This window comes from Bradyrhizobium sp. Kon56 (assembly GCF_055807635.1).
Genome location: NZ_JBVVOU010000003.1, coordinates 318401 through 343937 on the forward strand (window position 1 = coordinate 318401; position 25537 = coordinate 343937).

At 61.5% G+C, this 25537-nt stretch carries 19 protein-coding genes, 1 tRNA gene and 3 pseudogenes; 6 read left to right on the forward strand and 17 right to left on the reverse strand.

Annotation, left to right across the window (positions count from 1 at the left end):
- The first annotated feature begins 3 nt into the window (after nt 1-3).
- Complete coding sequence (locus AC0L3B_RS07150; RefSeq protein ID WP_473380223.1) at nt 4-1089, forward strand: AbrB family transcriptional regulator; 1086 nt, start codon at nt 4-6, stop codon at nt 1087-1089.
- Between the two features lie 3 nt (nt 1090-1092).
- Here the strand turns inward: AC0L3B_RS07150 and AC0L3B_RS07155 are convergent, their stop codons facing one another.
- Nucleotides 1093-1632 (reverse strand): disulfide bond formation protein B, encoded by a 540-nt coding sequence (locus AC0L3B_RS07155; RefSeq protein ID WP_473380224.1) that lies wholly within the window; start codon nt 1630-1632, stop codon nt 1093-1095.
- Between the two features lie 154 nt (nt 1633-1786).
- Between AC0L3B_RS07155 and AC0L3B_RS07160 the strand changes: the two genes are divergently transcribed.
- Nucleotides 1787-1871: transfer RNA gene (locus AC0L3B_RS07160), tRNA-Leu, on the forward strand.
- Nucleotides 1872-1972: 101 nt separating this feature from the next.
- Here the strand turns inward: AC0L3B_RS07160 and AC0L3B_RS07165 are convergent.
- From AC0L3B_RS07165 to AC0L3B_RS07185, 5 genes and pseudogenes are all read right to left on the reverse strand, one after another.
- Nucleotides 1973-3295 (reverse strand): NAD(P)/FAD-dependent oxidoreductase, encoded by a 1323-nt coding sequence (locus AC0L3B_RS07165; protein WP_473380225.1) that lies wholly within the window; start codon nt 3293-3295, stop codon nt 1973-1975.
- A gap of 345 nt (nt 3296-3640) precedes the next feature.
- A pseudogene (locus AC0L3B_RS07170) lies at nt 3641-3985 on the reverse strand (cupin domain-containing protein); the annotation flags it as partial.
- Entirely contained in the window at nt 3954-4988 is a 1035-nt protein-coding gene (locus tag AC0L3B_RS07175; protein ID WP_085350769.1) for a cupin domain-containing protein, read from the reverse strand. The pseudogene AC0L3B_RS07170 and the gene AC0L3B_RS07175, both read right to left, overlap by 32 nt.
- Entirely contained in the window at nt 4988-5986 is a 999-nt protein-coding gene (pdxA, locus tag AC0L3B_RS07180; protein WP_473380226.1) for a 4-hydroxythreonine-4-phosphate dehydrogenase PdxA, read from the reverse strand. The genes AC0L3B_RS07175 and pdxA overlap by 1 nt, the downstream gene beginning before the upstream one ends.
- Entirely contained in the window at nt 5983-7050 is a 1068-nt protein-coding gene (locus tag AC0L3B_RS07185) for a four-carbon acid sugar kinase family protein (protein WP_026232484.1), read from the reverse strand. Before AC0L3B_RS07185 ends, pdxA begins: the two co-directional genes overlap by 4 nt.
- Between AC0L3B_RS07185 and AC0L3B_RS07190 the strand changes: the two genes are divergently transcribed.
- Entirely contained in the window at nt 7026-7997 is a 972-nt protein-coding gene (locus AC0L3B_RS07190) for a LysR family transcriptional regulator (RefSeq protein WP_473380227.1), read from the forward strand. The genes AC0L3B_RS07185 and AC0L3B_RS07190 overlap by 25 nt on opposite strands.
- A 146-nt stretch (nt 7998-8143) precedes the next feature.
- Here the strand turns inward: AC0L3B_RS07190 and AC0L3B_RS07195 are convergent.
- The 10 genes and pseudogenes from AC0L3B_RS07195 to AC0L3B_RS07240 all read right to left on the reverse strand — a co-directional run bounded on the left by AC0L3B_RS07195 (nt 8144) and on the right by AC0L3B_RS07240 (nt 20699).
- Nucleotides 8144-9504 (reverse strand): annotated as a pseudogene (locus tag AC0L3B_RS07195) (aldehyde dehydrogenase family protein).
- 179 nt (nt 9505-9683) lie between these two features.
- Entirely contained in the window at nt 9684-10877 is a 1194-nt protein-coding gene (locus AC0L3B_RS07200) for an alanine racemase (RefSeq protein WP_473380228.1), read from the reverse strand.
- Between the two features lie 11 nt (nt 10878-10888).
- Entirely contained in the window at nt 10889-11761 is an 873-nt protein-coding gene (locus tag AC0L3B_RS07205) for a GNAT family N-acetyltransferase (RefSeq protein WP_473297399.1), read from the reverse strand.
- 363 nt (nt 11762-12124) lie between these two features.
- Nucleotides 12125-13552 carry a threonine synthase gene (thrC, locus tag AC0L3B_RS07210; RefSeq protein WP_473380229.1) on the reverse strand — a complete coding sequence of 476 codons (1428 nt, stop codon included), beginning with the start codon at nt 13550-13552 and terminating at the stop codon, nt 12125-12127.
- 87 nt (nt 13553-13639) lie between these two features.
- Complete coding sequence (locus AC0L3B_RS07215; RefSeq protein ID WP_026232480.1) at nt 13640-14950, reverse strand: NAD(P)/FAD-dependent oxidoreductase; 1311 nt, start codon at nt 14948-14950, stop codon at nt 13640-13642.
- 153 nt (nt 14951-15103) lie between these two features.
- Nucleotides 15104-15982, reverse strand: a complete 879-nt coding sequence (locus tag AC0L3B_RS07220; RefSeq protein WP_026232479.1) for an ABC transporter permease — start codon at nt 15980-15982, stop codon at nt 15104-15106.
- Nucleotides 15983-16019: 37 nt separating this feature from the next.
- Complete coding sequence (locus AC0L3B_RS07225; RefSeq protein WP_018453192.1) at nt 16020-16970, reverse strand: ABC transporter permease; 951 nt, start codon at nt 16968-16970, stop codon at nt 16020-16022.
- Between the two features lie 72 nt (nt 16971-17042).
- Entirely contained in the window at nt 17043-18707 is a 1665-nt protein-coding gene (locus AC0L3B_RS07230; RefSeq protein ID WP_085361104.1) for a peptide ABC transporter substrate-binding protein, read from the reverse strand.
- Complete coding sequence (locus AC0L3B_RS07235; protein WP_377828961.1) at nt 18704-20407, reverse strand: ABC transporter ATP-binding protein; 1704 nt, start codon at nt 20405-20407, stop codon at nt 18704-18706. The genes AC0L3B_RS07230 and AC0L3B_RS07235 overlap by 4 nt, the downstream gene beginning before the upstream one ends.
- A gap of 103 nt (nt 20408-20510) precedes the next feature.
- Complete coding sequence (locus AC0L3B_RS07240) at nt 20511-20699, reverse strand: hypothetical protein (protein WP_018453189.1); 189 nt, start codon at nt 20697-20699, stop codon at nt 20511-20513.
- Nucleotides 20700-21085: 386 nt separating this feature from the next.
- Here AC0L3B_RS07240 and AC0L3B_RS07245 point away from each other — a divergent pair.
- Nucleotides 21086-22410 (forward strand): annotated as a pseudogene (locus AC0L3B_RS07245) (NAD(P)/FAD-dependent oxidoreductase).
- Nucleotides 22411-22525: 115 nt separating this feature from the next.
- Nucleotides 22526-23002, forward strand: coding sequence for an Lrp/AsnC family transcriptional regulator (locus AC0L3B_RS07250; protein ID WP_018453188.1), 477 nt, complete (start codon nt 22526-22528; stop codon nt 23000-23002).
- 93 nt (nt 23003-23095) lie between these two features.
- On the opposite strand, the gene AC0L3B_RS07255 is transcribed toward AC0L3B_RS07250, so the two are convergent.
- Nucleotides 23096-24472: an aspartate aminotransferase family protein gene (locus AC0L3B_RS07255; RefSeq protein ID WP_026232478.1), complete on the reverse strand. Its 1377-nt coding sequence runs from the start codon at nt 24470-24472 to the stop codon at nt 23096-23098.
- Nucleotides 24473-24788: 316 nt separating this feature from the next.
- Between AC0L3B_RS07255 and AC0L3B_RS07260 the strand changes: the two genes are divergently transcribed.
- Nucleotides 24789-25478, forward strand: a complete 690-nt coding sequence (locus AC0L3B_RS07260) for a haloacid dehalogenase type II (protein ID WP_018453186.1) — start codon at nt 24789-24791, stop codon at nt 25476-25478.
- The last annotated feature ends 59 nt before the right edge of the window (nt 25479-25537 follow it).

Sequence of the window (25537 nt, forward strand, 5' to 3'; positions counted from 1 at the left end):
GGTGTGAAGCAAATCACCGCCTCCCTGCCGTTCGAATGGCCGAGCCGTGCCAAGATCTTGAGCACGGTGGAAACGCTCGTCATTGGCACCGCCGGGGGCCTCGTGTTTCTGCTCGCGGGCCTTCCGGGGGGATTGATCTCGGGCTCCATGATCGCGGTCGGGATCGCCGCGATCGCCGGTCGCCAGCTGACGCTGCCGCCGATCCTGACCCAGACGGTGCTGGTGCTGCTCGGCATTTCGTTAGGATCAGTCGTCTCTCGCCACCTGCTTCAACAGGTCAGTGCCTATCCGCTCACCATCGGGCTGCTCGCGCTCGCGACCTTCTGCTCGACCTTCGGCTCCAGTTATTATCTCCAGCGCATTCACGGCTGGGACCGCACCTCGGCCTTCCTCGCCGGCAGCCCCGGCGCGCTGTCGCAGATCACGATTTTGGCGGTCGAGCGGGGCGCCGACCTGCCGGGCATCGCGGTGGTGCAGACCATGCGCGTCATCATCCTCACCGCGGCCCTGCCGATGGTGCTGGCGTTCGCCAGCGTCGCGCCCTCCGTCGCGCCATCGCTGACGACGACGATCGCCTCGCCGCTCGACCTCGTCGAGCTGGTCGCGGCCTCGCTGGCCGCGGCACTCCTCCTGCGGCTGATCAGGTTTCCGGCGAGCTGGATGTTCGGTGCGATGATCGGCTCAAGCGTGCTGCATGGCGCCGGTTGGGTCGAGGGCGGCCTGCCGGACTGGGTACGCGGCGTGGCGCTGGTCGGCATCGGCGCCCTGATCGGCAGCCGCTTCGCGCGGATGCGGATCAAGACGCTCGCCGGCCACATCAACGCGGCGCTGGGCTCGTTTGCCGTCGCCATCGCCGTCTCCGCGATCTTCGTCGGCATCGTGGCGCTCACCACGCAGGTGAAATTCTCCGATGTCGTGGTCGCCTACGCACCGGGCGCGATGGACGCCATGCTGGCGCTGGCCCTGACGCTGCACATCGATCCGATCTTCGTCGGCGCACATCACCTCTCGCGCTTCGTCTTCGTGACGATCGCGACGCCGGGCATTGTGCACCTGTTCGGCCGGACGCAGGACGATGTGGATGATTGAGCCTCAGCGCTTCGCCGTCGCAAAGAATCCCCACGCGGCGATCGCAGCCATCAAGAGCGAGATCAGCACGTTGTAGCCGGCAAGCGAGAGGCCGAGGAAGCGCCACTGCACCTCGTCGCAGCGGACCACCTTCACGGTGTCGAGCCGCGACAGCAGGTCGGTGGCGCTGCCGAGATTGACGATGGGACCGGAGCAGTCGGTCGGTCCCTTCCAAAAGCCCCATTCGACGCCGGAATGATAGGTGCCGAGCCCGGCATTGGCGATGCTCGCCAGCGCAAGGATCGCCAGGCCCGCGAGCAGCAACGGCCTCGGCGCACCGCCCCGCGCCGCGAGTGCGATGAGCAGGCCGAGCGGGATCACGAGGTAATAGGCGTAGCGCTGCTCCAGGCAGAGCGGACAGGGCACAATCCCGAGCACCAGCTGGAAGAACCAGGCACCCGCGATGGTCGCGGCTGCCGTCAGTCCGGCCGCGAGCGAAGCGGCCAGCGCGGGGCTCGTGGCCGCCGATTTGAATGCAGGTATTGCGGCACTCTGGGTTGTCACGGCAGCCTCTTTTCGATGGGTCGCTTTCCAAGGCTGTAACCCCGGCTCATGCGGCTGTCGAGAACGGCCCGGATCACTTTGGCGCGGGTTGACCCCGCTTGGTCCATGGCTATAGTCCGCCGGCTTCGCGACGCCCGCCTAGGGCCGACCGAGGGCCCCTGTGGCGGAACTGGTAGACGCGCTCGACTCAAAATCGAGTTCCGCAAGGAGTGCTGGTTCGATTCCGGCCAGGGGCACCAACTAGGCTGTTCAAGCCCGTTCTAAATCGTCCGCAACCATCCGCAGTACTCCAAACCTGGCGTTGCTCGGTACGCGTCAGGCCCGACTTCCGGCTCGATCTTCAGATGGCCGAGATGTCCAGCTTCGAGCCATCGGTCAGACGCGACAGCCGGAACGGTGCGGGATCGACGCAAGGAGTGTCGTTGACGAGAAGCTGTGCGGCCAGATAGCCGAGGCCCGGGCCCAAACCGAAGCCGTGACCCGAGCAGCCCGCTGCGAGGACGAGGCCTTCCACCCGGTCCACCTTCGACACGACAGGCACTGCATCCGGCGTGCAATCGACGAAACCGCCCCAAGCGCTACCGATCTTTATTTCGCCGAGTTGGGGGAAGGTTTTCCGGACACTCGCCACCACTTGGCTCACCAGCCATTTCAAGGGCGGAGGATCCAGCACGCGATTCTGTTCGAAGATCCGATCGTCGTTGGTCAGCAGCGCCGTCATTGAATCCGGCCCCGAAACGAACGATTGGCCGACGCCAATCCTGACGTTCTTCAGGCGACGCAAGAACTGCGGCATGAATTCCCGGCTGTACCGGATAGCCTGGGGCGTGATTTCGAGGTTCGCCTTGCCGCTGATCGCAAGCGTATAGCTGCCGTCCAGTCGACGCGTGATCGTGCAGTAGGGTGTGGAGACCGCCTCGCCTATGTTGATTGTCGGGGTGGAACGCAGCGCGGTCTGACGGATGCTCGCTTGGGGAAAACTGATCCCGAGCGGCCGAAGGAAGCGCGAGGACCAGGCGCCGGCGGCGCAAAGCACCGCGCTGGTTCTGATATAGCCCTTCTCCGTGTGCACGCCTGCAATCTTGCCATTGGCCAAGTCGAGCGCCCGCGCGGCGCATCCCTGGTGGATCGTGGCGCCCAGAATTCTGGCCCCTTCGGCGATAGCCGGCGCGGCGAGCGCAGGTTCGGCCTTGCCGTCCCGAGCCGAATAGGTCCCGCCGACCCATTTGTCGCGCGCTTCGGGGACGCGCTCGGCCACCTCCGCCCGGCTCAGCACGCGGGTGTCGACGTCGTACTCCCTGGCGACCTCGCGCCACCTTTCCCAGCCGGCGAGCACAGCCTCGTCGTGGGTCGCATAGACGAGTCCGCAGCGCCGAAATCCGAGGTCCCGATTGATATCGCGCGTGAGCTCGTCCCACAGCCGCATAGAGATCACCGAGAGTGGCAGTTCGCGGCGATCGCGGTTCTGCTGCCGGCACCAACCCCAGTTTCGGCTCGATTGTTCACAGGCGACGTGACCCTTCTCGAGGAGCGCCACAGAGAGGCCGCGCTTCGCCAGGTAATAGGCGGCCGTAGCGCCGAGGATACCGCCGCCGAGTATAACGACATCGGCCTCGGCCGGGAGACGCTCATCGCTGTGAATGCGCTCGACATGGGGCGACATGTTCCAACGAACCTCGGCTGCCAAGAACGCGGAAGCAAAATTCCGATCAACCCTTCATCGCATCAGGCGCCCGATAGAATGTGCTGAAATCATCTAGGACTTCGCAAGATGTTCGGGTTTTTGAGCGCTTGAGCGATACGAGCTGCTCAAGCGCGATCGTCCCAGTTCGGCGCAACGGCGGCGCGACCTGCTTGTCCACGGAGACTGGACCGCTTTTCGATGCCCCAGCAAAATGGACCCAGACCGTCGCGATTGGCTCGGCGACACCGGGACGAGTGATGTCCTGAACCACGAGCGTCGAGAAGGTACCAGCGCGGCGGCAAAGCCCATTTCGGCGCCCGAAGTCATCTTCCGCACTGTCTCGATCGTCTTCCAGACGCCGACATAGCCGGGTTTCATCACAAAGCTGTCGCCGGCGCGGAAAATGCGAGGCTCCTTGCCTTCCTCGGTCAGCTCCACCACGCCGGAAAGGATGTGGCAGTACTCGAAGGTCTCGCCCTTGATCGAGCGGTTCTTGCCAGGCGTGGCTTCCCAGACTCCGGTCTTCACCGAGTCGGCGCGGGAGGAGTCCTGCTCCCAGCTCCTGAGGTCATCGAGGCCGGACCGGCGAAGGCCGGTCGACGGCGTCAAGCGTTTGCTCCGATCGCAGGCAGACGGTCTAGCCTTCGAGGTCGTGAGCGGTGCCGGCATCCATGGATGTGCCGGGTTCGAGCAGCACGACCTCGCAGACGTCGTCCAGCGCGACAGGGCAATGCTCTACCCCATGCGGGACCACGATGAACTCGCCTTGCTCGATGATCTCGTCCCGATCACGAAACTTCATCAGCAGGCGGCCTTTGTGCACCAGGAAGAGTTCGTCACCGCTCCTGTGAAAGCGCCAGGCGAACTCGCCCGCGAACTTGGCGAGCTTGATCTGCATGTCGTTAATCTGACCCGCGATCTTCGGAGACCAAGTCTCCTTGAGCTGCCCGAACGAGCTGGCCAGGTTCTTCTTGTGGAGCGGCGAGAGATGCCGGTTCAGAGCGGCCACGTCACGGATGATGGCCCCAAGCTGGCGAGCGACGTCCTTGTCGTCGGCCGGATACTTGCCGTCCAACGCGGCCGTGCCGATAGTGAAGCCGGCGGCTCCTGCGTCCTTCAGGATGGCGATCCGCTCAGGCGTATCAATCGAGCCGGCCACGTAGACGGGCTTGGGCACCGCCGCGCACACCGCCTTGATGAGGGCCGGGACGTCTTCCTTGGAGCGATAGGCGAGCAGGTCGAGGCCATACACGCCCTCCCGCACGGCGAGCGCCTGGGCGCTCTCAACGATCTCCTCGATGCTCCCTTCGAGCACGCTCGGATGACCGGTGATGCGACCCGGGAAGGGGCAGTATTGAATGCCGGTGCCAGCAAGGATCGGCAACACGTCGTCAACATGTGTGCCGCCGAGCAAGACGTCGACGCCGATTTCAACCGCCGCTTTCGCCGAAACGATCTCACTTTGCCGGTCGAGTGAGACGACTTCGAGATAGGAGGTGGCGCCGTCTGCCTTGATGACCCGGTTGAGAACTTTGAGTCGATCAATCGGCAGGCCGATGTCCTTGAAACCGATGTGGCGAACGCCAAGCCTCAGGGCGGTCTTGAGTTGTTCAGAGGCGTCCCCGACGGTGCGATCGTTGCGCGTGAGCATGAAGATAAAGCGAAGGCCCATTAGACTACCCCTTCTTTGGTCTTAATTTGCGCGGCGACGAGCCTTCGCGCGTAAGCTAGCGCGGTCTCGAGACTGCCGGTGTCGGCGATGCCCGCAATGTCGAATGCCGTGCCGTGATCAGGGCTTGTACGGACGAACGGCAGGCCGAGCGTGATGTTCACACCCTTTTCGAGGCCGAGATATTTCACCGGAATCAGGCCCTGATCGTGATATTGGGCCACGACCACATCGAAGCGGCCCTTGCGGGCCTGCATGTAGACAGTGTCCCCGGGCCAGGGGCCACTGGCGTCGATGCCCTCGGCGCGGGCCGCTTCGATCGCAGGCCGGATGATCTGGATTTCTTCGTCGCCGAAGAGACCACCTTCGCCGGCATGGGGGTTGAGCCCTGCCACTGCAATGCGCGGCGCCGCGATCCCGAGGGCCTTGCCGCCCTCATTTGCGAGCCGGATCGCCGACATCTGGGCATCGAAATCCGCTTGGTCGATGGCTTTGCGCAGCGACATGTGGATGGTGACGAGAACCGTGCGGATATCATCGTTGGCCAGCATCATCGCAACGCGCTCCGCACCACCATAGTCGGCGAGGATTTCGGTGTGCCCGGGATAGCGAATGCCCGCGCTTGCCATCGCTTCCTTGTTGATCGGTGCGGTGACGATGCCGCTGACCTTGCGGGCCTTGGCTGCCGCGACGGCGGCGACGATGGCATCGAAGGAAGCTTGGCCGGACATGGCGCTGACGCTCCCGAGCGGAGGCGGCGCGATGATTTGCGTCGCCTCGACAACTTCGATGGACCGCGGCTCAGAGCGCGCCTCTTCAGGTCGGGCGATACGCCTGACCGTCAGCTCGAGACCCAGACGATGGACGATATTCTCCATCACGACGTAGCTGCCGAATACGACCGTGCCTTCGCCGGCTTTGGCCAATGTCTTCGCCACGATCTCCGGGCCGATGCCGGAGGCATCGCCCATTGTGACGGCGAGGGGAGCGGATTGGGTCATGATACAACCAGTTCTGATACCGAGGTGCCAAGGCGGAGCCGCGTGATCGCACGACGCAGCGTATCGTCGTCGCCAAAGCCGCCTGCCTTCATGGCGATCAGCAGCTCTCGTCCATCTCCGAGGGACGTGCGGCCAAGCGGAAAGCCTGGCTCGAGCTCTTGCAGGATCTCGAACTCATAAATGTCCAGGCCGTCCAGAATCGCCTCCATGGTGTCCCCGCCTGTGGCGATCACCATATCGAAACGCTCGTCGGCCAGCCGTCGAGCCGCATTTTGAGCAATGTCGCGCAGGACGGATCCGGGATCATTCATCCGTTCGATCGGAGCCTGCAGCAGAGCGATTCCAGGCTCCATTGCGATGCAGTCGGCCTGACGATGGCTGCGCGGATTGGCGCTGCCGATCGCAACAAGAATGTCGCCACTAACCGCGGCGGTCACGTCCGACGCAACCGCAAGCGGCGCAAGACGCTTCGCCAGGGCAAGGGCCATGCCCGGAGAGCCCACCCATAGGATCGACTCCGGATCCGGCAGGGCCGCAACTTGTTTGTCGAGATCGGCCTGTGTCGCAGCATCAAGGATGACGACGCTTCCGATGGAGGCCGGAACGAGCTCAGCCAGCCGAGAATGTCGCGCCGGATGGACGGGGTCGCGACCGTATTCGGTCTCCGTTACAGGAATGCCGTCCACAAGCTGAACGCCGTCGACGGTTGTACGCCCAGCGCCAGGGAACGCAGGTGCAAAGACCAGCATCTTGCGGCCGCTTACGGTGAAGGCCGCTTCCATCTCGGCCGTCACGTGCCCGCGAAGAGTCGAGTCGACGGTCTTGTAGAGGACAACCCGCGAAGCGAGCTGCTCGGCAAGTTCTGACTGCCGCCGCGCCGCTTGCGAAACCGGCACTGATCTAGATCCGCTATCAACGGCGACAATCGTGGCCTCCTGGTGCGGCAGCCGGCGTCGGCCGACAACGGCTCGCAAACCGCGCTCGACAAACGGACCGGCCCCATCGGCGGCGCTGGTCAGGTCGTCGGCTAGGATACCGATTGTGTATTCGCCATTGGTTCGCATGGATCAATTATGCTAAGCAAATTCAACATAAAAAGCGATATTTTTTGCGCTACATTGGTGATATGAGATCACCAATGAGGCGATCAGAAATACCTTCATTGGACGACTTGCGTGCGTTCGAGACCGCTGCGCGGCTGGGGTCGGTTCGGCTTGCCGCGAACAGCCTTGCCTTGACCCATGGGGCTGTGAGTCGCCGTATCACCAAACTGTCGGAAGACCTTGGCTTCAAACTCTTCGAAAAAAGCGGACGTGGCTTGAGTCTCACTGCCTCTGGAGAAGTGCTCACCCTCACACTCGGCCGTTTCTTCACCGAGCTGGCGACAACCGTTGAGAGCTTGCGTGCTGCCAACGCACAGCAGAACTCCCTCGTTCTCTCATGCGAGCCTTCAGTCGCTATGCGCTGGCTTATTCCACGGCTTGCAAGCTTTCAGGCCGTCCATCCCGACATCGCTCTACATCTGTCAGTCGCCGGCGGCCCCGTCGAGTTTCGCCGCGATCGGATCGATCTGGCTATACGTCGGCTCGACTTTGCGCTCCCAGAGGCGTGGCACGTCCGGCGCCTTTTTCCTGAAAGGGTAGGACCGGTCATGAGCCCTCAGCTCGCAGCGGTGTTTGCCTCAGGAAACTACATCGCCCTAGGTTCGAAGACTCGGGCGGACGCTTGGTCGCGATGGCTTTCCACCCACCCGTCGGTGCGGCGCCCCGCGGAGATACGCTTCTACGATCACCACTTCCTCATCGTCGAAGCAGCATTGGCGGGATTGGGCGTTGCCCTCAGCCCGCGGGTCCTTGCAACGGACGACGTAGATAGAGGGCGGCTCATCGCACCTGCCGGTTTCGATCCGGACGAAAGCCACTATGGCCTCATCTGGGCGGGAGAAACTGAACTGTCTGGGAAAGCGAACTATCTTGCTTCATGGCTGCAGGAACAGTGCAATCTGATCTAATGATTCAACTTCGCGCTCCTCAAGGGCTCGGCGCTATCAGGCGTTGAACCCGACTTGAGAAGGTGTTCTGCGATTCGACGCGTGTGCGATCACCGCCGGAAACACTTTCGCGTCAGCGGAAGCCGATTCGCTTTCCGAGATGAATTTCATCGATAGAATCCGAGAACGGCCTTGGTCTCGAGATATTCTTCCATGCCCTCGCGGCCGTATTCCCTGCCGTTTCCGGAACGCTTGTATCCGCCAAAAGGTGCGTTCGGGTCCCAGTCGGGATAGTTGAGATGAACCTGACCAGACCGGATCTGCCCGGCGACCGCCTGCATCGTTTCAATATCCGTGCCCTGCACATGCGCGCCGAGGCCGTAGACGTGTCGTTGGCAATCTCGACCGCCCCGTCGACCGTATCGTAGGGAATGATCGACAGCACCGGGCCGAAGATCTCCTCCTGCGCAATTCTCATGTCGCGATTGACGTTCGAGAAGATGGTCGGCCGCGCATAGAAGCCGACCTGAAGGTCGTTGGGCCGCCCCGGCCCGCCAATGACAAGCTTGGCGCCTTCCTCCAGGCCGATGCCGATCATGGCCTGGATACGCTCGAACTGCGGCGGGTTGGCGATCGGACCATGGGTCGTGCTTTCCGCAAGCGGATCGCCGACCACCAATTCAGAAGCGGCCGCCGCCGCCAGGATCTCGACCTTTGCCATCTGTGAGCGGGACACAAGCATACGCGTCGGTGCGCTGCAGGATTGGCCGAGATTGCGGAAGGCGGCGGCGACACCGAGCGGAACAGCCCGGCTCAAATCCGCATCCGGCAAGATGATGTTCGGTGACTTGCCGCCGAGCTCCTGTGCGACGCGCTTGACGGTGGGCGCCGCTGCTTGCGCGACGAGAACGCCTGCCCGCGTCGAGCCGGTGATCGAGAGCATGTCGACTTGCGGATGCGACGCCAGACCGGTCCCCACGACTGGACCTGTCCCGTTGACGAGGTTGAAGACGCCGGGCGGATAGCCGGCATCGTCCATCACCTTGGCGAACAACAGGGCACTCAGCGGCGAAAGTTCGCTCGGCTTCAACACCACCGTGCAGCCAGCTGCCAGCGCCGGAGCGACCTTGGCCGTAATCTGGTAGAGGGGCCAATTCCAGGGGGTGATGAGACCACAGACGCCGATTGCCTCGCGCATAATCGCGGTGCTGCCGCGCGCGGCGATGAACGGATAGGTCGCGAGATTGTCACGCGCGACGCGGATATGTTCGGCAGCGAGCGGCACCTGGGCGCGGCGCGCGTAAGTGATGGCGGCCCCCATCTCGCACGTGATGGCCTGCGCAAACAGCTCCAGCCTATCGAGAAGCAAACCGTGAACCCGGTCGAGCAGCGCCGCCCGCTCGGCAGCCGGCTTACGGGACCAGCCGGTAAAGGCTTTTCTCGCGGCTGCGACCGCGCAGTCTACATCCTCATCATCGCCGAGCGCGATTTCTGCGACCGGCTGCTCGATCGCCGGATTGACGACGATCGCCGTCGCCAACCCGGTCGGCTTCCGCCATTCTCCGTCGATGTAAAATTTGCCGAGGAAGCCGGCTTCCGTCAGGTATCGAACGGCCGAGGTCATTGGAAGCGATCCTTGATCCGGTAATAGGCGCCGACCAGCGGAAGCTGGGCATGCGCAAATCGCCGCCCGATTCTGTTTCAGATCTACCAGCCGCGCATCCGCGGCCACTGAGCTTCGATTGCGTCACTTCCCGCCGAGATGACATTGTAAAGTTCGTGCTGTGACGCCATCGCGCAGGCATGATTGGGCAGAATCCTGACCTTCGCGCCGATCGGGATATGCGGGAGGGCTGCAGCCGATCTGGACCTTATGGCGAGGATGCCGTGCTCCTGGCTCGCCTGCGCGACGATCAGATTCGGATAGAGTTGGCCGGACAGATCGCAGACGAGACCGTAACCTTGGTCGACCCGCTGCGCCGCGGTGCCGCGATCACGTGACAGTGCCATCCAGCCCGCATCGACCAAAATCCATCCCTTCTCCGGCTTCGTGCCGATGACGGTGGCGAGAACCGAGATCGCGATGTCGTCGGTCGTGCAGATACCGACGCCGTGCATCACCAGATCGAAGAACATGTAGACGCCGGCCCGCATCTCCGTGACGCCGGTCAGGCCTTCGGCGAAATGGGCGGTCGGCGTCGAACCGACACTTACGACGGGGCATTCATGCCCCGCCGCCCGCAATGTCTCCGCGGCCGCCACGGCCACGGCCCTTTCGTTCTCTGCGGCCGCGACGAGGGCATCGGACGAGCAAAGGCTGTAGGATTCGCCGGCATGGGTGAGAATGCCGGCGAGCGTGACGCCGGCCTCGGCCAGGGCCGCCGCGACGGCGATGAGCTTGGGATCGGTGGCGGTCAGCCCGCCGCGATGGCCGTCGCAGTCGATCTCGATGAAGGCGGAGGGCGTCACGCCGGCGGCGCGCGCTGCCGTGCCCAACATCGCCGCCTGTTCAGGCGAATCGAGCAGCACCTTAAGGTCAACGCCCGCTTTGCGGAGACGCATCGCCCTTTCAGCGGTGTGCGGTGCCACGCCGACGGCATATGTCACGTCACGGAAACCGTACTGCGCGAAGTACTCAGCCTCCGCCAAGGTGGAGACCGTGATCGGCCCCGGCCCGGAGGGATAGGCGCGCCGGGCAACCTCGATGGATTTCGCGGTTTTCATATGGGGGCGCAGCACGACGCCAGCCGCGGCCATACGAGAGGACAGACGGGCGAGATTGCGATCCAGCCGGTCTTTGTCGAGCAGGAGGGCCGGCGTCGCCAGTGCGCCGACCGTCGCGGTTATCTCGCGTGGCGCGGCGTTCTGGCTATCCGTCCGGCGCATATCGGGGCGTTGCATCTCAAGGTCTCCTAGCCGAACGACTGGTTGGCGACCGCGAACGTGCGCGCCGGCCCGGTCCATGGCATCTGCGTCCCCAAGACCATGGTGGTGGCGTCGCTGACCTTCTGCAGGCCGATGTTTCCAAGCCAGTCACCGAGTTGCGAGGAGGCCGAGGTGTCGATCCGGACGAAAACACTCCCGAGGGGCGCGAGCGCGGCCCCGATCAATGCGCACGCATCGGTCGGGCTTTCGGCGACCACAGGGCCGATGACATGTCCGCGGCCGAAGAGACGGGAAATGGCGTAGCCGCGGGGTATGCCGTCACGCAGCAGGACATAGCCGCAACCGACCTCGATCAGCCGGTTCAGCATCTCGCGCCTCATCCAGCCGGTGGCCTCGTGATCGAGACCGACTATGGCCTCGAAGTCCGACGGAACCATCGCTCTGACGTTCCCGACCGGCGGCATGTCGCGGCCCTGGCGAGGAACGCCGTGATGCTGGTGCAGCATGCCGATGCTGGCGAAGCCGCGGCGTGCGTAAAGCGCAAGGCCTTCGGCGGTCGAATTCAGCGTGACGATTCGTGGTCGTGCCGCCGCGAGCAGCGCGTCCATCAGCCGGGCCCCGTACCCCCGTCCCTGAACGGCTTTCGAGACGATGACCATTCCGGCGGAAGCATGGGTGTCGCCGTAAGGCCACCACAGCGCGGTCCCCACCACAGCACCCGCACTCGTCACCACGAAACCGCGGCCAAGCTGCAGCGCAAATTCCCAATCCTTGAGCAGATACGGCCAAGACATCTCCTGCGAGAGCTTCAAGGCACCTTTCAGATGCGCTCTCGCGAAAGCGATCAGGGCCACGTCTTCATTCTCCCGATCTCCGGCTTGGGTAGCTTCGGTTGCCATGATGCGTCGACGTCTCTTGCTTGGGTTAGCGGACTAATCGTCAGTGCCTGACACGGCGAGGTCCGTCTGACGATGTTCACACGAATTGCAGCGTATCTCGGCTCCGACAGCATTACGCGATCAGGCTGACGCAAAGTTCGGCAGGGAATTGCATTGATGATACGGTAGAAGGGACGATGTGCTGTCAGTGTCTCGCCACGCCGCAGCGCGATCCCGTTCCGGCATCCCATGGCCCGGAACGATACCGGACATCAACCGCGGATTGCTCCGATAGCGCGCTCGAACGAACGCTGCGACCTCGTCGGGTGACAGCACCGTAAATACAGCCACGGCTGAAACACTCCTCGATCCGGAATCGGCCCTTCAGCAGGTTGCACCCTGCATGATGTCCGCAATGTAGTTCTTTACAGCTTGTGTATCCGGGGGAAGGACTTTGACTCGCCTCGGCAACCCTTCTAGTCCATCGAACCGTTGCGGACGATCTGGCTGCCGGCCTAACGCTTCCTTGATCGTCGTAGCGAATTTGATTGGCTGTGCAGTTTCGAGCACAAGCATCGGCGCCTCGGGGCTCGCATGCATGCGCCCGACCGTCACACCATCCGCAGTGTGAGGATCGATCATTGTGTGGTAGCGATCCCACGTGTCACGGATCGTCGCCAGTCGATCGGCATGGGTGCTCCTGCCGCTGCGGAATCCGAAACGCGCCGCCGCCGTTACGAAGCTGGGATCACCGCTGAGGTCAAACGAACCGCATTCCCGAAGTTGGTTCTCAAACAGCGATTTCGTCCGACGGGCGTCGCGACCGAGCAAGTCGAACACGAAACGTTCGAGATTTGACGCCTTGGAGATGTCCATGGAAGGACTCGATGTTTCAAGCGTGTCAGCTCGGCTTCTGACGCGATAAATGCCGCTGCGGAAAAACTCGTCGAGCACGTCGTTTTCGTTGGTCGCAAGGACGAGACGGGATATTGGAAGTCCCATCATGCGCGCAACATGACCAGCGCAGATGTTTCCGAAGTTTCCTGAAGGCACGGAAAAGTCAACGCCTGCTGACCTCCCTTCGGAGACTTGAAAATAGCCGGAGAAGTAATAGACGACCTGCGCGACCAGTCGGGCCCAGTTGATCGAATTCACTGCACCTATCTTATATCGTCGTTTGAATTCCAGATCGCTGGACACACATTTGACGATGTCTTGGCAGTCGTCGAACACGCCATCTATGGCGATGTTGTGGATGTTGTCGTCCTGCAGGCTGAACATCTGAGCTTGCTGAAAGGAGCTCATCCGTCCGAGGGGCGACATCATGAAGACCCGCACCCCTTTCTTGCCGCGCATTGCGTATTCCGCAGCGCTCCCGGTGTCGCCACTGGTCGCCCCAAGAATGTTCAATTCGTCGTGCCGGCGTGCCAGTTCGTACTCGAGCAGATTGCCGAGCAACTGCATGGCCACGTCCTTGAACGCCAGCGTAGGACCGTTCGACAATTCCTGGAGGTAAAGCCGCGTCTCGAGCTTTCGAAGCGGAACGATGCTCGAGGTTCCAAAGATCTCGGGCGTGTAGGTCTTTTCGCAGATTGCCTTCAGGTCAGCGGGCGGAATATCGCTGACGTAGAGCGACAGGACCTCGAAGGCCAGGCTGGGATAGGACAAGGCACGCCACGCATCCAATGTAGCGGCGTCCACACGCGGGTAGGTCTCAGGTACGTACAGCCCGCCATCCTCGGCGAGGCCTTCAAGCAATGTTTCGCAGAACTGTCTGCGACCTGAATGTCCGCGCGTGGATACGTAGTGCATCGATGCTCTTCTTTCGAGAGGCGGCAGTGCCGCCAGCTCCATGACCTGAGTTGTACCTTTGGGAATGCCCGATGGAGTTTCCAGCCGTCAGCGGCGGTCGCGCCACAGCGCAAAACGATCCTGCATCCGATATCCCCAGATCATGGCGGGCATGAACCAGGGATCGCCACGATAGAGCGGGATGGAGTCCGGCGGACGGAAGTCAAAGGCGGTGCGCGCCCGTTCGTGGTTTCCGATCAGCTTGTGGGCCGCGTGCATCCCGATCCAAGGCGCCCAGACGACGCCTGAACCGCAGAAGCCAGTGGCATAAACCACACCGTCCTCTTCGAAGATGCGCGGGAGCATGTCGCGATTCATCGCCACATTGCCGAACCAGCTGTGCGAAAGGTGAACATTCTCGAGTTCGGGGAAAAGGTTCACCAACCCCTTGCGCAGCAGGAGCTTTGGAGCCACCGGGTTACCGACACGAGAGCTGTCGCGCCCCCCTAACAGGATACGTTTGCCGTCGGGCGATGGGCGGTAATAGAACCCGACCTGGCGGTTCTCGGTCATCATCATGCGTTTGGGCATCAGCCGCGCCATGACGTCAGGTGCGAGCTCCTCGGTTGCAATGATCCGGCTGCGAACCGGGACCAGCCTGCGGCGCAGGAAGGGAACGGCGCTATCAGTATAGCCATTCGTGCAAACCAGCACCTGACGCGCCTGCACCGAACCGGCCGAGGTCACGATACGGAATCCGGAACCATCTCTCTCGATGGAGATGACGGGCGTATCCGCATGAACCGCGACGCCCGAAGCGAGCGCCACGCGAAGCAGTTCAGCGTGAAACTTCGCCGGTTGTAGCCCTCCGATATCCATCCGGACTGTTCCACCCCGGTAGACATCGGTGCCGATGTAGCTGTGCTGCTCGGCATAAGGTACGGCGTGAGACTCGATCCGCAGCCTCTTCGCTAATACTTCCGCGCTACGCGCCATCGTGTCGTACTGCTCATATCCGAACGCGCCCTTGAACTGCCCGACCAGCTGGAAATCGCAGGCAAGCCCCTCGGTCTTGATGAAATCGTAAAGGAACTCGCGGGCGATCTTGCCTTCCGCCTCGATTGCCAGCGCCTTGTCTGCGCCGAAGCGTCGGGAGATCGCGGCGTAATCCGGCCGTATGCTCGCGCTGGTTATTCCACCGTTGCGCGTCGAGGCTCCCTCGCCCGGACTCATCGCGTCAAAGGCCGCAACCGAGCGTCCCTCGCGCGCCAGCACCAGCCCGGCCGAAAGAGAGGCATAGCCAGCGCCCACGATCAGCACGTCAAGTTTCTTGGGAAGAGTCTGTTGAGGCAGCGACCTAAGTGGTGCGGCTTCCCACCAATAGGGCGTGTCCTTCTCTGCGGCTCTGGGCTCGTGCATGTCGCTGACTTCTCGTGTGTTAAAAGTGGCCTTGGATTACTGACAAGACGGATTCTGATCAGCCAACGCGATGCTTGCGACGTCTACGCTATCAAGAGGTTCTGCTGGATAGCCTTCAACGCTGTCCGCTGCCTGCCACCTGGGCTCAAGCCGTCAAATGTGGTCATCTCTAACGTCAAGCGCATCGCGCAGCCCGTCGCCGATGAAGTTGAAGCTGGTCACTGCGATCGTAATCGCAGCGCCTGGAATGATGGCAAGCCAGGGAGCGCTGGCCAGATATTGCTGGGCGCCGTTGAGCAGATTGCCCCAGCTGGGCAGCGGTGGTTGGATGCCGTAACCAAGGAAACTGATATAGGCCTCCAGAAGAATCGCACGGGCGACGGTGAGGCTTGCGGCCACGATGATCGGACCCGTGGCATTGGGCAGAATTTCGCGAAGCATGATGTGCCTGCCGCTCAGACCGACCATGCGCGCGGCCTGGACAAACTCGCGCTCGCGCAGCGAACGGACCTCGGCTTCGACGATCCTGGCAACCTCCATCCAGCTCGTGACAGCAATGATGACAGTGATCATCATCGGGCTGGGCCGGAGCGTCGCGGCCAACGCCAGCACGAGGAAAATCGAGGGGAAGGAAAGAAAGCCATCCACCGTGCGCATCAGCGCGGCTCCGATCCAGCCCCCGCGATAGCCTGCGGTCACGCCGACGAGCGTTCCGATCAGCGTTGACAACAACATCGCGGAGAATCCCACCAGTAGCGAGACACGCCCGGCCATCAAGAGTCGCACGGCCAAGTCTCGCCCCAACGGGTCGGTGCCGAAATAATGATGACCGCTCAAGGGAGGAGCAAAGCGGGCGCGCAGATCTATATAGAGCGAATCGTAAGGCAAGGCGTAGGGGCCCACGACGCACGCCAACACGAGCAGGGCGATCATCGCGAACCCGAGCAGCGCCAGATGGTGTCGCATGAACCGGCGCACCCCGCGGCTGTGCCACCAGCGAATTGGAGGGAGGTGGGCGGAGATGTCAGTCATAACGGGGGACTCCTGTTGACGGCACGAACCGGCGTCTTCAGCTGAGACGAATGCGCGGATCGACGAGTGCGACAAGGATGTCTGCGACGAGATTGCCCAGCACGACAAGGATGGCTGAGAATATCAACAGCCCCATGACCATCGGATAGTCACTGTAGCCGAGGCTGTCGAGAAACAGCCGCCCCATTCCCGGCCAGGTAAAGATGGTCTCAGTGACCAACGCGCCGGTCAGAATGCTCGGCAACTGCACCCCAGCCAGGGTGATCATCGGCAACAGCGCATTGCCGACGACATGCTTCAGCAGGATGCGGCGCTCACTTAGGCCCTTGGCACGAGCCGTCTTGACGAAATCCTGGCTCAGCGCATCAAGGGTCGCGGTGCGCATGTAGCGGCTCCAGACCGCGACATGGACCAGCGACAACACCAAGCTTGGCAAGATCAGGTGATGCAAGTAGTCCAGCACCGATCCGTCGCCGATCGTGTACATGTTCCCTGCAGGCACCCAACCGAGCTTCAACGTGAAGATATAGATGCCGACGAGGCCGAACCAGAAGGTCGGGACCGACAGCGCGACCATGGCGCCAATCGTCGCGCAATAATCGAACAGGGAATAGCGGTGGGTGGCACCGCGGATCCCGATCCAGGAACCAAGGGCGATGGCCAGTGCCGTGGAAGTCCCCATCAGCAGCAGCGTAGCGAAGAGGTGACGCCCAATCACCGCCAGCACCGGCGTTCCGTCGCGGAAAGAGTGACCCCAGTCGCCCTGAACCAACCGCCAGGCCCAATCAAAATACTGAATCCACAACGGCCGGTTCAGCCCGAGCTGCTCTGCCAGTCGCTCAATGTCCTTCTGGGTCATGCCGGGATCCAGCCCGAACTGCGCGAGAGGACCGCCCGGCATGAAGTTGAGCACCGTGAAGCCGATGATCGAGACGATCACCAACAGCACGATGCTTTGCGAAAAGCGATTAAGCAGGAACCCGGGCATTCGAGTCTCCATGTTAGCTTGACAGCGCCTAGGCGCCGCCCTGCGCCTATACGGGCCTCGGGCGGCGATACGTCAACTCGCCCAAGACCAAGCCAGCGCGTTCCAGGATTCGGTGCGCGTGTTGACGTTCGGCACGACGCCGGAAATGCCCTTCTTGTTACCCTGGACCGAATTGGTCTGGTACAGCGGCAGGAAGGGCAGGTCGCGGCGAACGAGCTCTTGTACGCGACGGTAGATCGAGCGCCGCGCGTCCGGATCGAAGCTGCGAGCGCCTTGGTCGAGCAAGGCATCGACCTCTGGATTTGAATACTGCGCATTATTCGAACCACGCCCGCCCTTCGCTGCAATCGCACGCGAGTGCAAGCGATTGGTCACGTCCGGGTCGGCGCCGATCAGATACGTGCTGCCGACGATCACGGAATCGAATTGCGATTGCTGCCAGAACTCGCCCCACATCACCGCGGCGGGCAAGTTCGATATCTTCATCTCGACGCCCAACTGAGCAAATGTCTGCTGCAAGAACTGCTGCACCTGCTCGCGAAGCGGATCGCCTGACGTGGTCGAGCTGGCAAAGGACAGACGGACGCCGCTTTTGGCACGAACGCCATCCCGCCCGGGCGCCCAGCCGGCTTGGTCGAGGATCTGGCGCGCGCGGTCCAGATTGTATGCGTGTGCCGGAAGATTGGGGTTATAGTAGGTGGACTGCCTCGGCATGAAGGTCTCCGTCGGAGTCGGCACGCCGTAATAGAGCCCCTGGATGATCGATTCCTTGTCGATGGCTGCGTAGAGCGCCTCACGGACTGCAAGTTCCTTGAACTGTGGACGCTCCAAATTCAGGTAAAAGGACTCGAATGAAGCCTTTGGGACCAGTGTCACCACTCGGTTCGCCAGCGCCTTGGCTTCCTCGTAATGATCAGCTGTGATGTACGGCTGCCCCATCAGGTCCACATCACCGCTCTTGAACTGAGTGTAGAGGACGGTGAGATCGGGAATGTATTTGAAGATCAGCTTCTCGATGTGTGGGCCTTCTCCGAAATATTCGGGGTTAGCCACGAGTTCGAGATGATCGCCTGCAACCCGCTTACCCCATTTGAATGCGCCGGTGCCGACCGGCGCCTGGTTGAAGGCGGCGTTGTTTGGATTGGCCTCCTTCTCGAGGATGTGCTTGGGCACGATGAAGGTTTCGGTCAGGAACGAAAGATAAGGCGCAAAAACCTGTTCCATTCGCCACGAGATCTCCGTGGGCGAGATCACCGTGATGTCGCGCACGAGGGCATGGCCAGCTGTGCGCCAACTCCGGAAGGCGGGATTGGTGATCAGTTCGAGGGTGAATTTCACATCCTCGGCCGTGAAGGGTTTGCCGTCGTGCCAGCGCACACCGTCACGCAGACGGATGCGCCATTTGAGGCCGTCCTCCGAAATGCCGCCGTTCTTCTGGTTCGGTACTTCGACGGCAAGGTTGGGCTCAATCTCACCCTTTGGGTCGATCCGGAAGAGCGCGTCGAAAACCGAGAAATGCACACCATCATCGACTTCAATGTGCGCCATCAGCGGATTGAAGACGGTCGGCTCTTGTCCAAGTCCGACGACGATGCGACCGCTCGGTTTGGCGGGGGCCTTCTGAGCGAAGGCGGGCGTACCCAACAGGCCTGGTGCAGCGAGGCCGGCAGCCCCGGCCACCATCAATCGAAGTGCATTGCGCCGTGAATAGCTCGAGTCAAAATAGGCTTCCGTCATGACCTCTCCTCGTTCTTGGCTGTGTCCCGCCGGTATTCATTGACTCCCGCGAGCGCGCGAGCGCCCCTTGGCTGCTCGCCGGGGATGGCAGCGACGAGCTCGCGCGTGTAGGCGGATTTCGGGTCCAGGAAGATCTGCGACGGCGGTCCGCGTTCGATGATCTGTCCTCGATGCATGACGGCGATCTCATCGCAAATCTGGCTGGCAACGCGCAAATCATGCGTGATGAAGATCATCGAGACGCCGGTCTCCCGCTGAATCTGATCCAGCAGCTTCAGGATTTGGGCCTGGATCGAGACATCAAGCGCGGAGACGGCTTCGTCGGCGATCAGCAGTTGTGGTTTGAACATCAGCGCACGGGCGATGCCGACGCGCTGGCGCTGACCGCCGGAAAATTCGTGCGGATAGCGGTCGAAGGCGCCTGAATCCAGGCCGACATGGGACAGAAGCTCCCGCGCCCGCTCACCAGCCTCTCTGTGCGGCACGCCATGCGCGACCGGCCCGACTGTGAGAATTTGCCCGACCGTCGAGCGCGGGTTGAGCGACGCAAAAGGATCCTGGAAGATCATCTGGATTTTTGGCCTTAGCGGCCTAAACTCGGCCTCGGTAAGCCGGGCGACGTCGCGGCCTTCGAAGAAAATCGAGCCACCGTCGCTCTCCATGAGCTTGATCAGCAGCCGCCCGAGCGACGATTTGCCCGAACCGCTTTCTCCGACAACGCCTAGCGTGCGGCCCTGCGTGAGATCGAACGAGACACCATTGACCGCAGGCACGATGCGCTGCGTACGGAAAAGCGCACTGCCGCTACGATAGGTCTTGACCAGACACTCGACCTTCAGGATTGACGCCCTGTCGGCGGCTTCCAAGGGATTGCGGTCCTTGCCGGTCAGGTGCGGCACGGCCGCGATCAGGCGGCGCGTATAGAGGTGACTGGGCGACTTGAGCACCTGCTCGGCACTGCCTTGCTCCACGCAATGACCCTTCTCCATCACCACAACGGAATCGGCAATCTCCGCCACGACTCCAAAGTCATGGGTGATGAACATCACGCTCATTCCCTTGCGGCGCTGAATGTCGCGGATCAGTTTGAGGATCTGCGCCTGCGTCGTCACGTCGAGGGCGGTCGTCGGCTCGTCCGCAATCAGGATCGCGGGCTCAAGAGCCAGAGCCATGGCGATCATCACCCGCTGCCGTTGCCCGCCCGAAAGCCGGAATGGATACTGGTGATACATGAGTTGCGGATCGGGAAGGCCGACCTCAACCAACAAGTCTATGGCGCGGCTGCGACGGGATTTCGCGGTCCCAACGTCGTGCGCTGCCATCACTTCCTCGATCTGCGCGCCCACGGTCATCAGCGGATTGAGCGCTGAGAGCGGATCTTGAAAGATCATCGAGACGACGCGGCCGCGAAGGTTGCGGAGCTTATCGGGCGAGATGGCTACGATGTCGGTCCCATTCAGGTCGATCGAACCCGAGGCAACACGTATCGCCTTGGGCAGAAGCCCCATGATCGCATTGGCTGTGACCGACTTGCCCGATCCGGACTCTCCAATGATGCACAGTATCTGACCCCGCTTCAGATCAAAGGAGACGTTCTCGACGGCGTGAGCCCGCTCCATCCCGGCCGGCAGGCTCACGGTCAGGTCGCGCACCGAGAGTGCCACATCTTCCGAAGCTACAGCCTGAGAGGCAGAGGCCATTTGAACAGTCTCCCCTTTCAACGGCGTTGGGTCATTCTGCTGCGGATTGGCTCTTCGGCCATTGTTGCCGCCGCGACGATCGGACAGGTCGAAAATTCGCCGCTCATTTTGCCATTCCCTGTTCGGAGAGTGCGACATGATTCAAAGCTTGGTGCTCGACAGGAAAAAGCTGTCGCTCAAGCCAAAACATCGGACGAGCGGCCAACTCGATCACTGAATCGAAGTTCGTGGAGCTAACAGTCCCATCCAGCTTGATTGCTCTTGTGGAGGTCTGTTCCTGGACAAGGCTCATCCAGCGTCCCTTTAGAACTTCTGCCACTGATCGACATTGACCCGGCATTCGCGAGTTTGACTGCTTCAATCACCCCAGAGTCGCCGAAACGCGCCGTATGGGCAGCAGGAAGTTCTGAAAACGAAGTGCCATCTGGCATTTCAGTCTGCGCCGCGACGAGAGAACTCTCAGGCGGCCTGCCTTGTGCACGGCACGGCTGCACGCGCTCAACGCCTGATGCCCTGGTGCTTTGGCGAATGAGGTGGGCGCGAGCAACGTGTTCTCGCAATAATAGCTTGAACAGTAGTCGGCAAACCGCAGAATATTCCGTCTAATCACAAATTCCCGCAGAGCACCTGCCGCGAATGCTCAGCTACGATAGGTCAAACGCCGGGAGTCCTCGCTTCATGAGTGCGCCGCTCATCCATATTGAATCAAGCCCGTCTCTGCCTCAAGAGGCTGACGTCGTCGTCATTGGCGGCGGCGTGGTGGGCGTGTTCACGGCTTACTATCTCGCCCGCCGCGGCGTTAAGGTCGCCTTGCTAGAGAAGGGGCGTGTCGCCGCCGAGCAGTCCAGTCGCAATTGGGGATGGTGCCGTCAACAGAATCGCGACGCACGCGAGCTACCGATCGCCACCAAGAGTCTCGATCTTTGGGAGAGAGTAGCACAGGAGACCGGGGAAGACACGGGCTTCCGCCGCTGCGGGCTTCTCTATCTGTCGAATGACGAGAATGAGCTGACCTGCTGGGCGAAATGGCGCGATTTTGCAAAGACGGTCGGCGTTACGACACACATGTTGAGCACGAACGAAGCTAGCGAGAGAGGCAAAGCGACGGGCCGCAAATGGAAAGGCGGCGTCTCCTCTCCAACCGACGGAACGGCAGACCCTTCGAGGCTGTGCCCGTGGTCGCGCGTGCGATGATGACGGCGGGCGGCACGGTGCACCAGCACTGCGCCGCTCGCGGCATAGAGCTCCGTGCCGGCCGGGTGAACGGCGTAGTGACCGAAATGGGCACAATCCGGACCAACACGGTGGTCATGGCAGGAGGGGCCTGGGCCTCTTCGTTCTGCAACCAGCTCGGCATTCGCTTCCCACAGGCGTCCGTGCGCCAGTCCATTCTCGCCGTGGCTCCTGGCGCGGCGGGTCTGCCCGACGCCCTGCACACTGCAGTCGTGTCGCTCACGCGGCGTAGCAGCGGCGGGTACACGCTGGCGATAAGCGGGCGCGCGCGAGTCGATCCAACGCCGCAGCAATTCAGGTTCGCCCGCGAATTCGTGCCGATGTTTGCTCGCCGCTGGCGCAGTCTCGCCCCTGGAGCATTCGAGGGCATGCGCCAAGGTCATGAATCCTTGGCGAAGTGGGCGCTCGATGAGACGACCCCGATGGAGCTGAACCGGACACTTAATCCCCGTCCCGACATGCGGCAGATTCGGCTGACACATAAAAGAGCTTGCGAATTGCTGCCTGAACTCCGTCGCGTCGCAATCTCCAATGTCTGGGCCGGCTATATTGACAGCACACCGGATGGCGTTCCCGCCATCGGTGAGGTGGGGGCGATTCCGGGCTTTATCCTTGCGGCCGGGTTCAGCGGACACGGTTTCGGGATTGGTCCCGGCGCAGGGCACCTGATCGCGGACATCATTACTGGTACTGCACCGATCGTCGACCCGCGTCCATACAGGCCGGAGCGGCTGAAAACGGGTGCCTGGGGCAAGGTCGCCGAGTTCTGAAAAGCAATCTCTCCGCCCGGTGGGAAAGGATGCTGGTTGGTGCTATGACAGTGCGTATGACGCTGAAGCCTCAAAGCCTTGACGCCGCTATGGCTCCCATCTCATGGCATTGCCTATGAAGCTCGATAAGATCGACATCAGGATTTTATGCGAACTGCAGAAGAACGGGCGGACTTCCAACGTCGAGCTCGCAGAGCTGATAAACCTTTCCCCGAGCCCGTGCCTGATGCGCGTCAAGAGGCTCCAGACGGAGGGCTTCATCACCGGCTATTCCGCCCAGATCGACGTCTCCAAGCTCGGACAAACTCTGACTGTGTTCGCCGAGATCACGCTCAAAAATCATCGCCAGATCGATTTCGCGCGCTTTCTCACGACCATCGAAAAGATAGATTCGGTCGTCGAATGTCATCTGGTTTCGGGCGGATATGACTACCTGGTGAAGTTTATCACAGCGGGAATCAGCGAATATCAAGCGCTGATGGAACGTCTCGTCGAGATGGATATCGGAATCGACAAATACTTCAGTTTTGTCGTGCTGAAGTCCCCGATCGTGAAATCCCATCTGCCTCTCGAAAGCATATTCAATAGCTGAAGAACAATCCTCCACCCCGGGGAGCATGGGCAGATCGCCGGGCCGGCGCTACGGCTCAGGCTTTTTCTGGCCTCGGAATGACAGGCGCAGTGATTATCCTTTCATCGCCGCGCGGACGTCCCTGTCTTCGAGGGTTTGGTCGAGCGTCATGCGAGTTCGTTCGATGATGCCGTCGATGTCCGCATCCGTGCAGCAGAGCGGGGGCGCAAGACCCAGCACGCCCTGGGCAAAGGCGCGGATGACGAGACCGTTGTCCCATGCGCGGTCGAATATGCGGCGCGCGGCGTCAGCTTCCGCCGGCAGGGGCGTCTTGCGCTCCTTGTCCGTGACGAGCTCGATTGCGGCCAGCATGCCGCGACCACGGACATCGCCGACAAGTGGATGATCGGCAAGCGCGCGAAGGCCTTCCATCAGGCGGTGCCCCGCCTTTCGGCCGTTTGCCAACAAGCCATTTTCGTAAAGATCCAGGCACGCGAGCCCGACCGCTGCACTGACGGGATGCGCGGAATAGGTGTAGCCGTGGCCGACGGCCGTCTTGCCGGCTCCGTCCGCAATCGTGTTGTAGACGCGGTCGGACATGAAAACGGCTCCCATCGGCACATAGCCCGACGTCAGACCCTTTGCGGTGGTCATGAAATCCGGCACGACGTCGTCTTCTTCGCAGGCGAAAAATGGGCCGACACGACCAAAGCCAGTGATGACCTCATCGACTACGAACAAAATATCGTTCTCCTTGCAAACGGCGTGCATGGCTTTCAACCAAGATGGCGGTGGCACGAGGACACCCCCTGATCCCTGAATTGGCTCGACGTAAAAAGCCGCAATGCGATCTGCGCCAAGTTCGGCGATCTTGGCTCGCAGGGCCGCGACCGACGCAGCAATGATAGCCTGAGGATGGGAACCGACAGGATTACGATAGGTATAGTGCGACGGAATTTTGTGCTGCCAGCTATAAGGTACCCCAAAGCCCGCATGAAAGGCGGGGATCGCGGTCAAGCCGGACCCTGCCGTCGACGATCCGTGGTAGCCATGCTCGACGGAAATGAACTGATCCTTCTGCGGCGTACCCTTGGCATGATAATAGTACCGAATAAATCGGATTGTGCTGTCGACGGCATCGGAGCCACCTAGCGTGAAGTAAACATGGTTCAGATCGCCAGGCGCCAATTCGGCCAACCTGGCGGCCAGCCGGATGGCCGGATCGGAGCCCAACCCGAAATAGCCCGTCGCGTAAGGCAGCTCGCGCAACTGCTTCGTGGCAGCTTCAACGATGCTCTCTTGTCCGTACCCGACGTTGACACACCACAGACCAGCAAACCCGTCGAGCAATTGATGTCCCGATGCATCGGTCAGGGTCGCGCCCTTCGCTGATCTTAACACCCGCACACCCAAGGCCTCGTGACCGCGATAGGATGAGACCGGGTGAACCAGATGTGCGCGGTCCAGCTCGATCAGCGAATTGCTCAACATTTCGGCCTCCATATCAACCCGAAACGCAAAGTAGGATATCGACGACAGCAGTTCCTCCCAAGCTGCGCCTGAGCCAAAGGAGTTTTGACTTTCGTTTTTGATCGACGCCGCATCTTATACCGCGGCGGCGTCCGCCGCGTGGCGGTGCTGTTCAACTCGAAAGGTTGCTTGGCGCAACTCTCTGCCAAGGCTTCGAGCCGATACGACACAATCTGCTTCCGGCTCCAGCGAAAGCGGCGCTTTATCTTACGCGATGCTCATTATGATGCTTGTCGTACTGGCACGCGGTGCCGAGAGGATTGGAGGATACCACGACATGACCGAGTTCCGACCGAAATATATCACTTTCGATTGCTACGGCACGCTGACGAATTTCGACATGGCCGGTGCGGCAAGGCGAGTCTACGGCTCCCAGCTTTCTGCCACGACGATGGCAAGTTTCATCAAGGATTTCGCCGCCTATCGCCTGGACGAAGTTCTTGGCGCGTGGAAGCCATACTTCGAGGTCGTGCATAATTCGGTAGAGCGCGCGTGCAAGCGCAACGGTGTCGTATTTCGGCCGGAGGATGCCCAGCGCATCAATGAAGAGATCCACACATGGGGTCCACACCCCGACGTCCCGGCGGGTCTGGCCAAAGTTGCCAGGGAGATTCCGCTGGTCATCCTGTCGAATTCCATGAAGAACCTCATCATGTCGAACGTCGAGAAGCTCGGCGCGCCCTTCCACACGGTCATCACGGCCGAGGAAACCGGCGCCTACAAGCCGCACATGAAAGGCTTTGAATACATGCTGGACAAGCTTGGCTGCGGTCCGGAAGATATCACCCACGTTTCATCCTCCTTCCGCTACGACCTGATGACAGCCTACGACCTGGGCATCAAGAGCAAGGTGTGGGTGAACCGCGGTCATGAGCCCGCGAATCCCTTCTATGAATACACTGAGGTCGCTGACATCGGCGGGCTCGCCGCCGCAGTCGGCTTGGAGCCCCTTCGAAGAAGTGCGTGAAGGCGTATCCTTTTCGGGCTCTTCGCGGCACGTAGAGCTTCGAAAATTTCAGTAGAGAC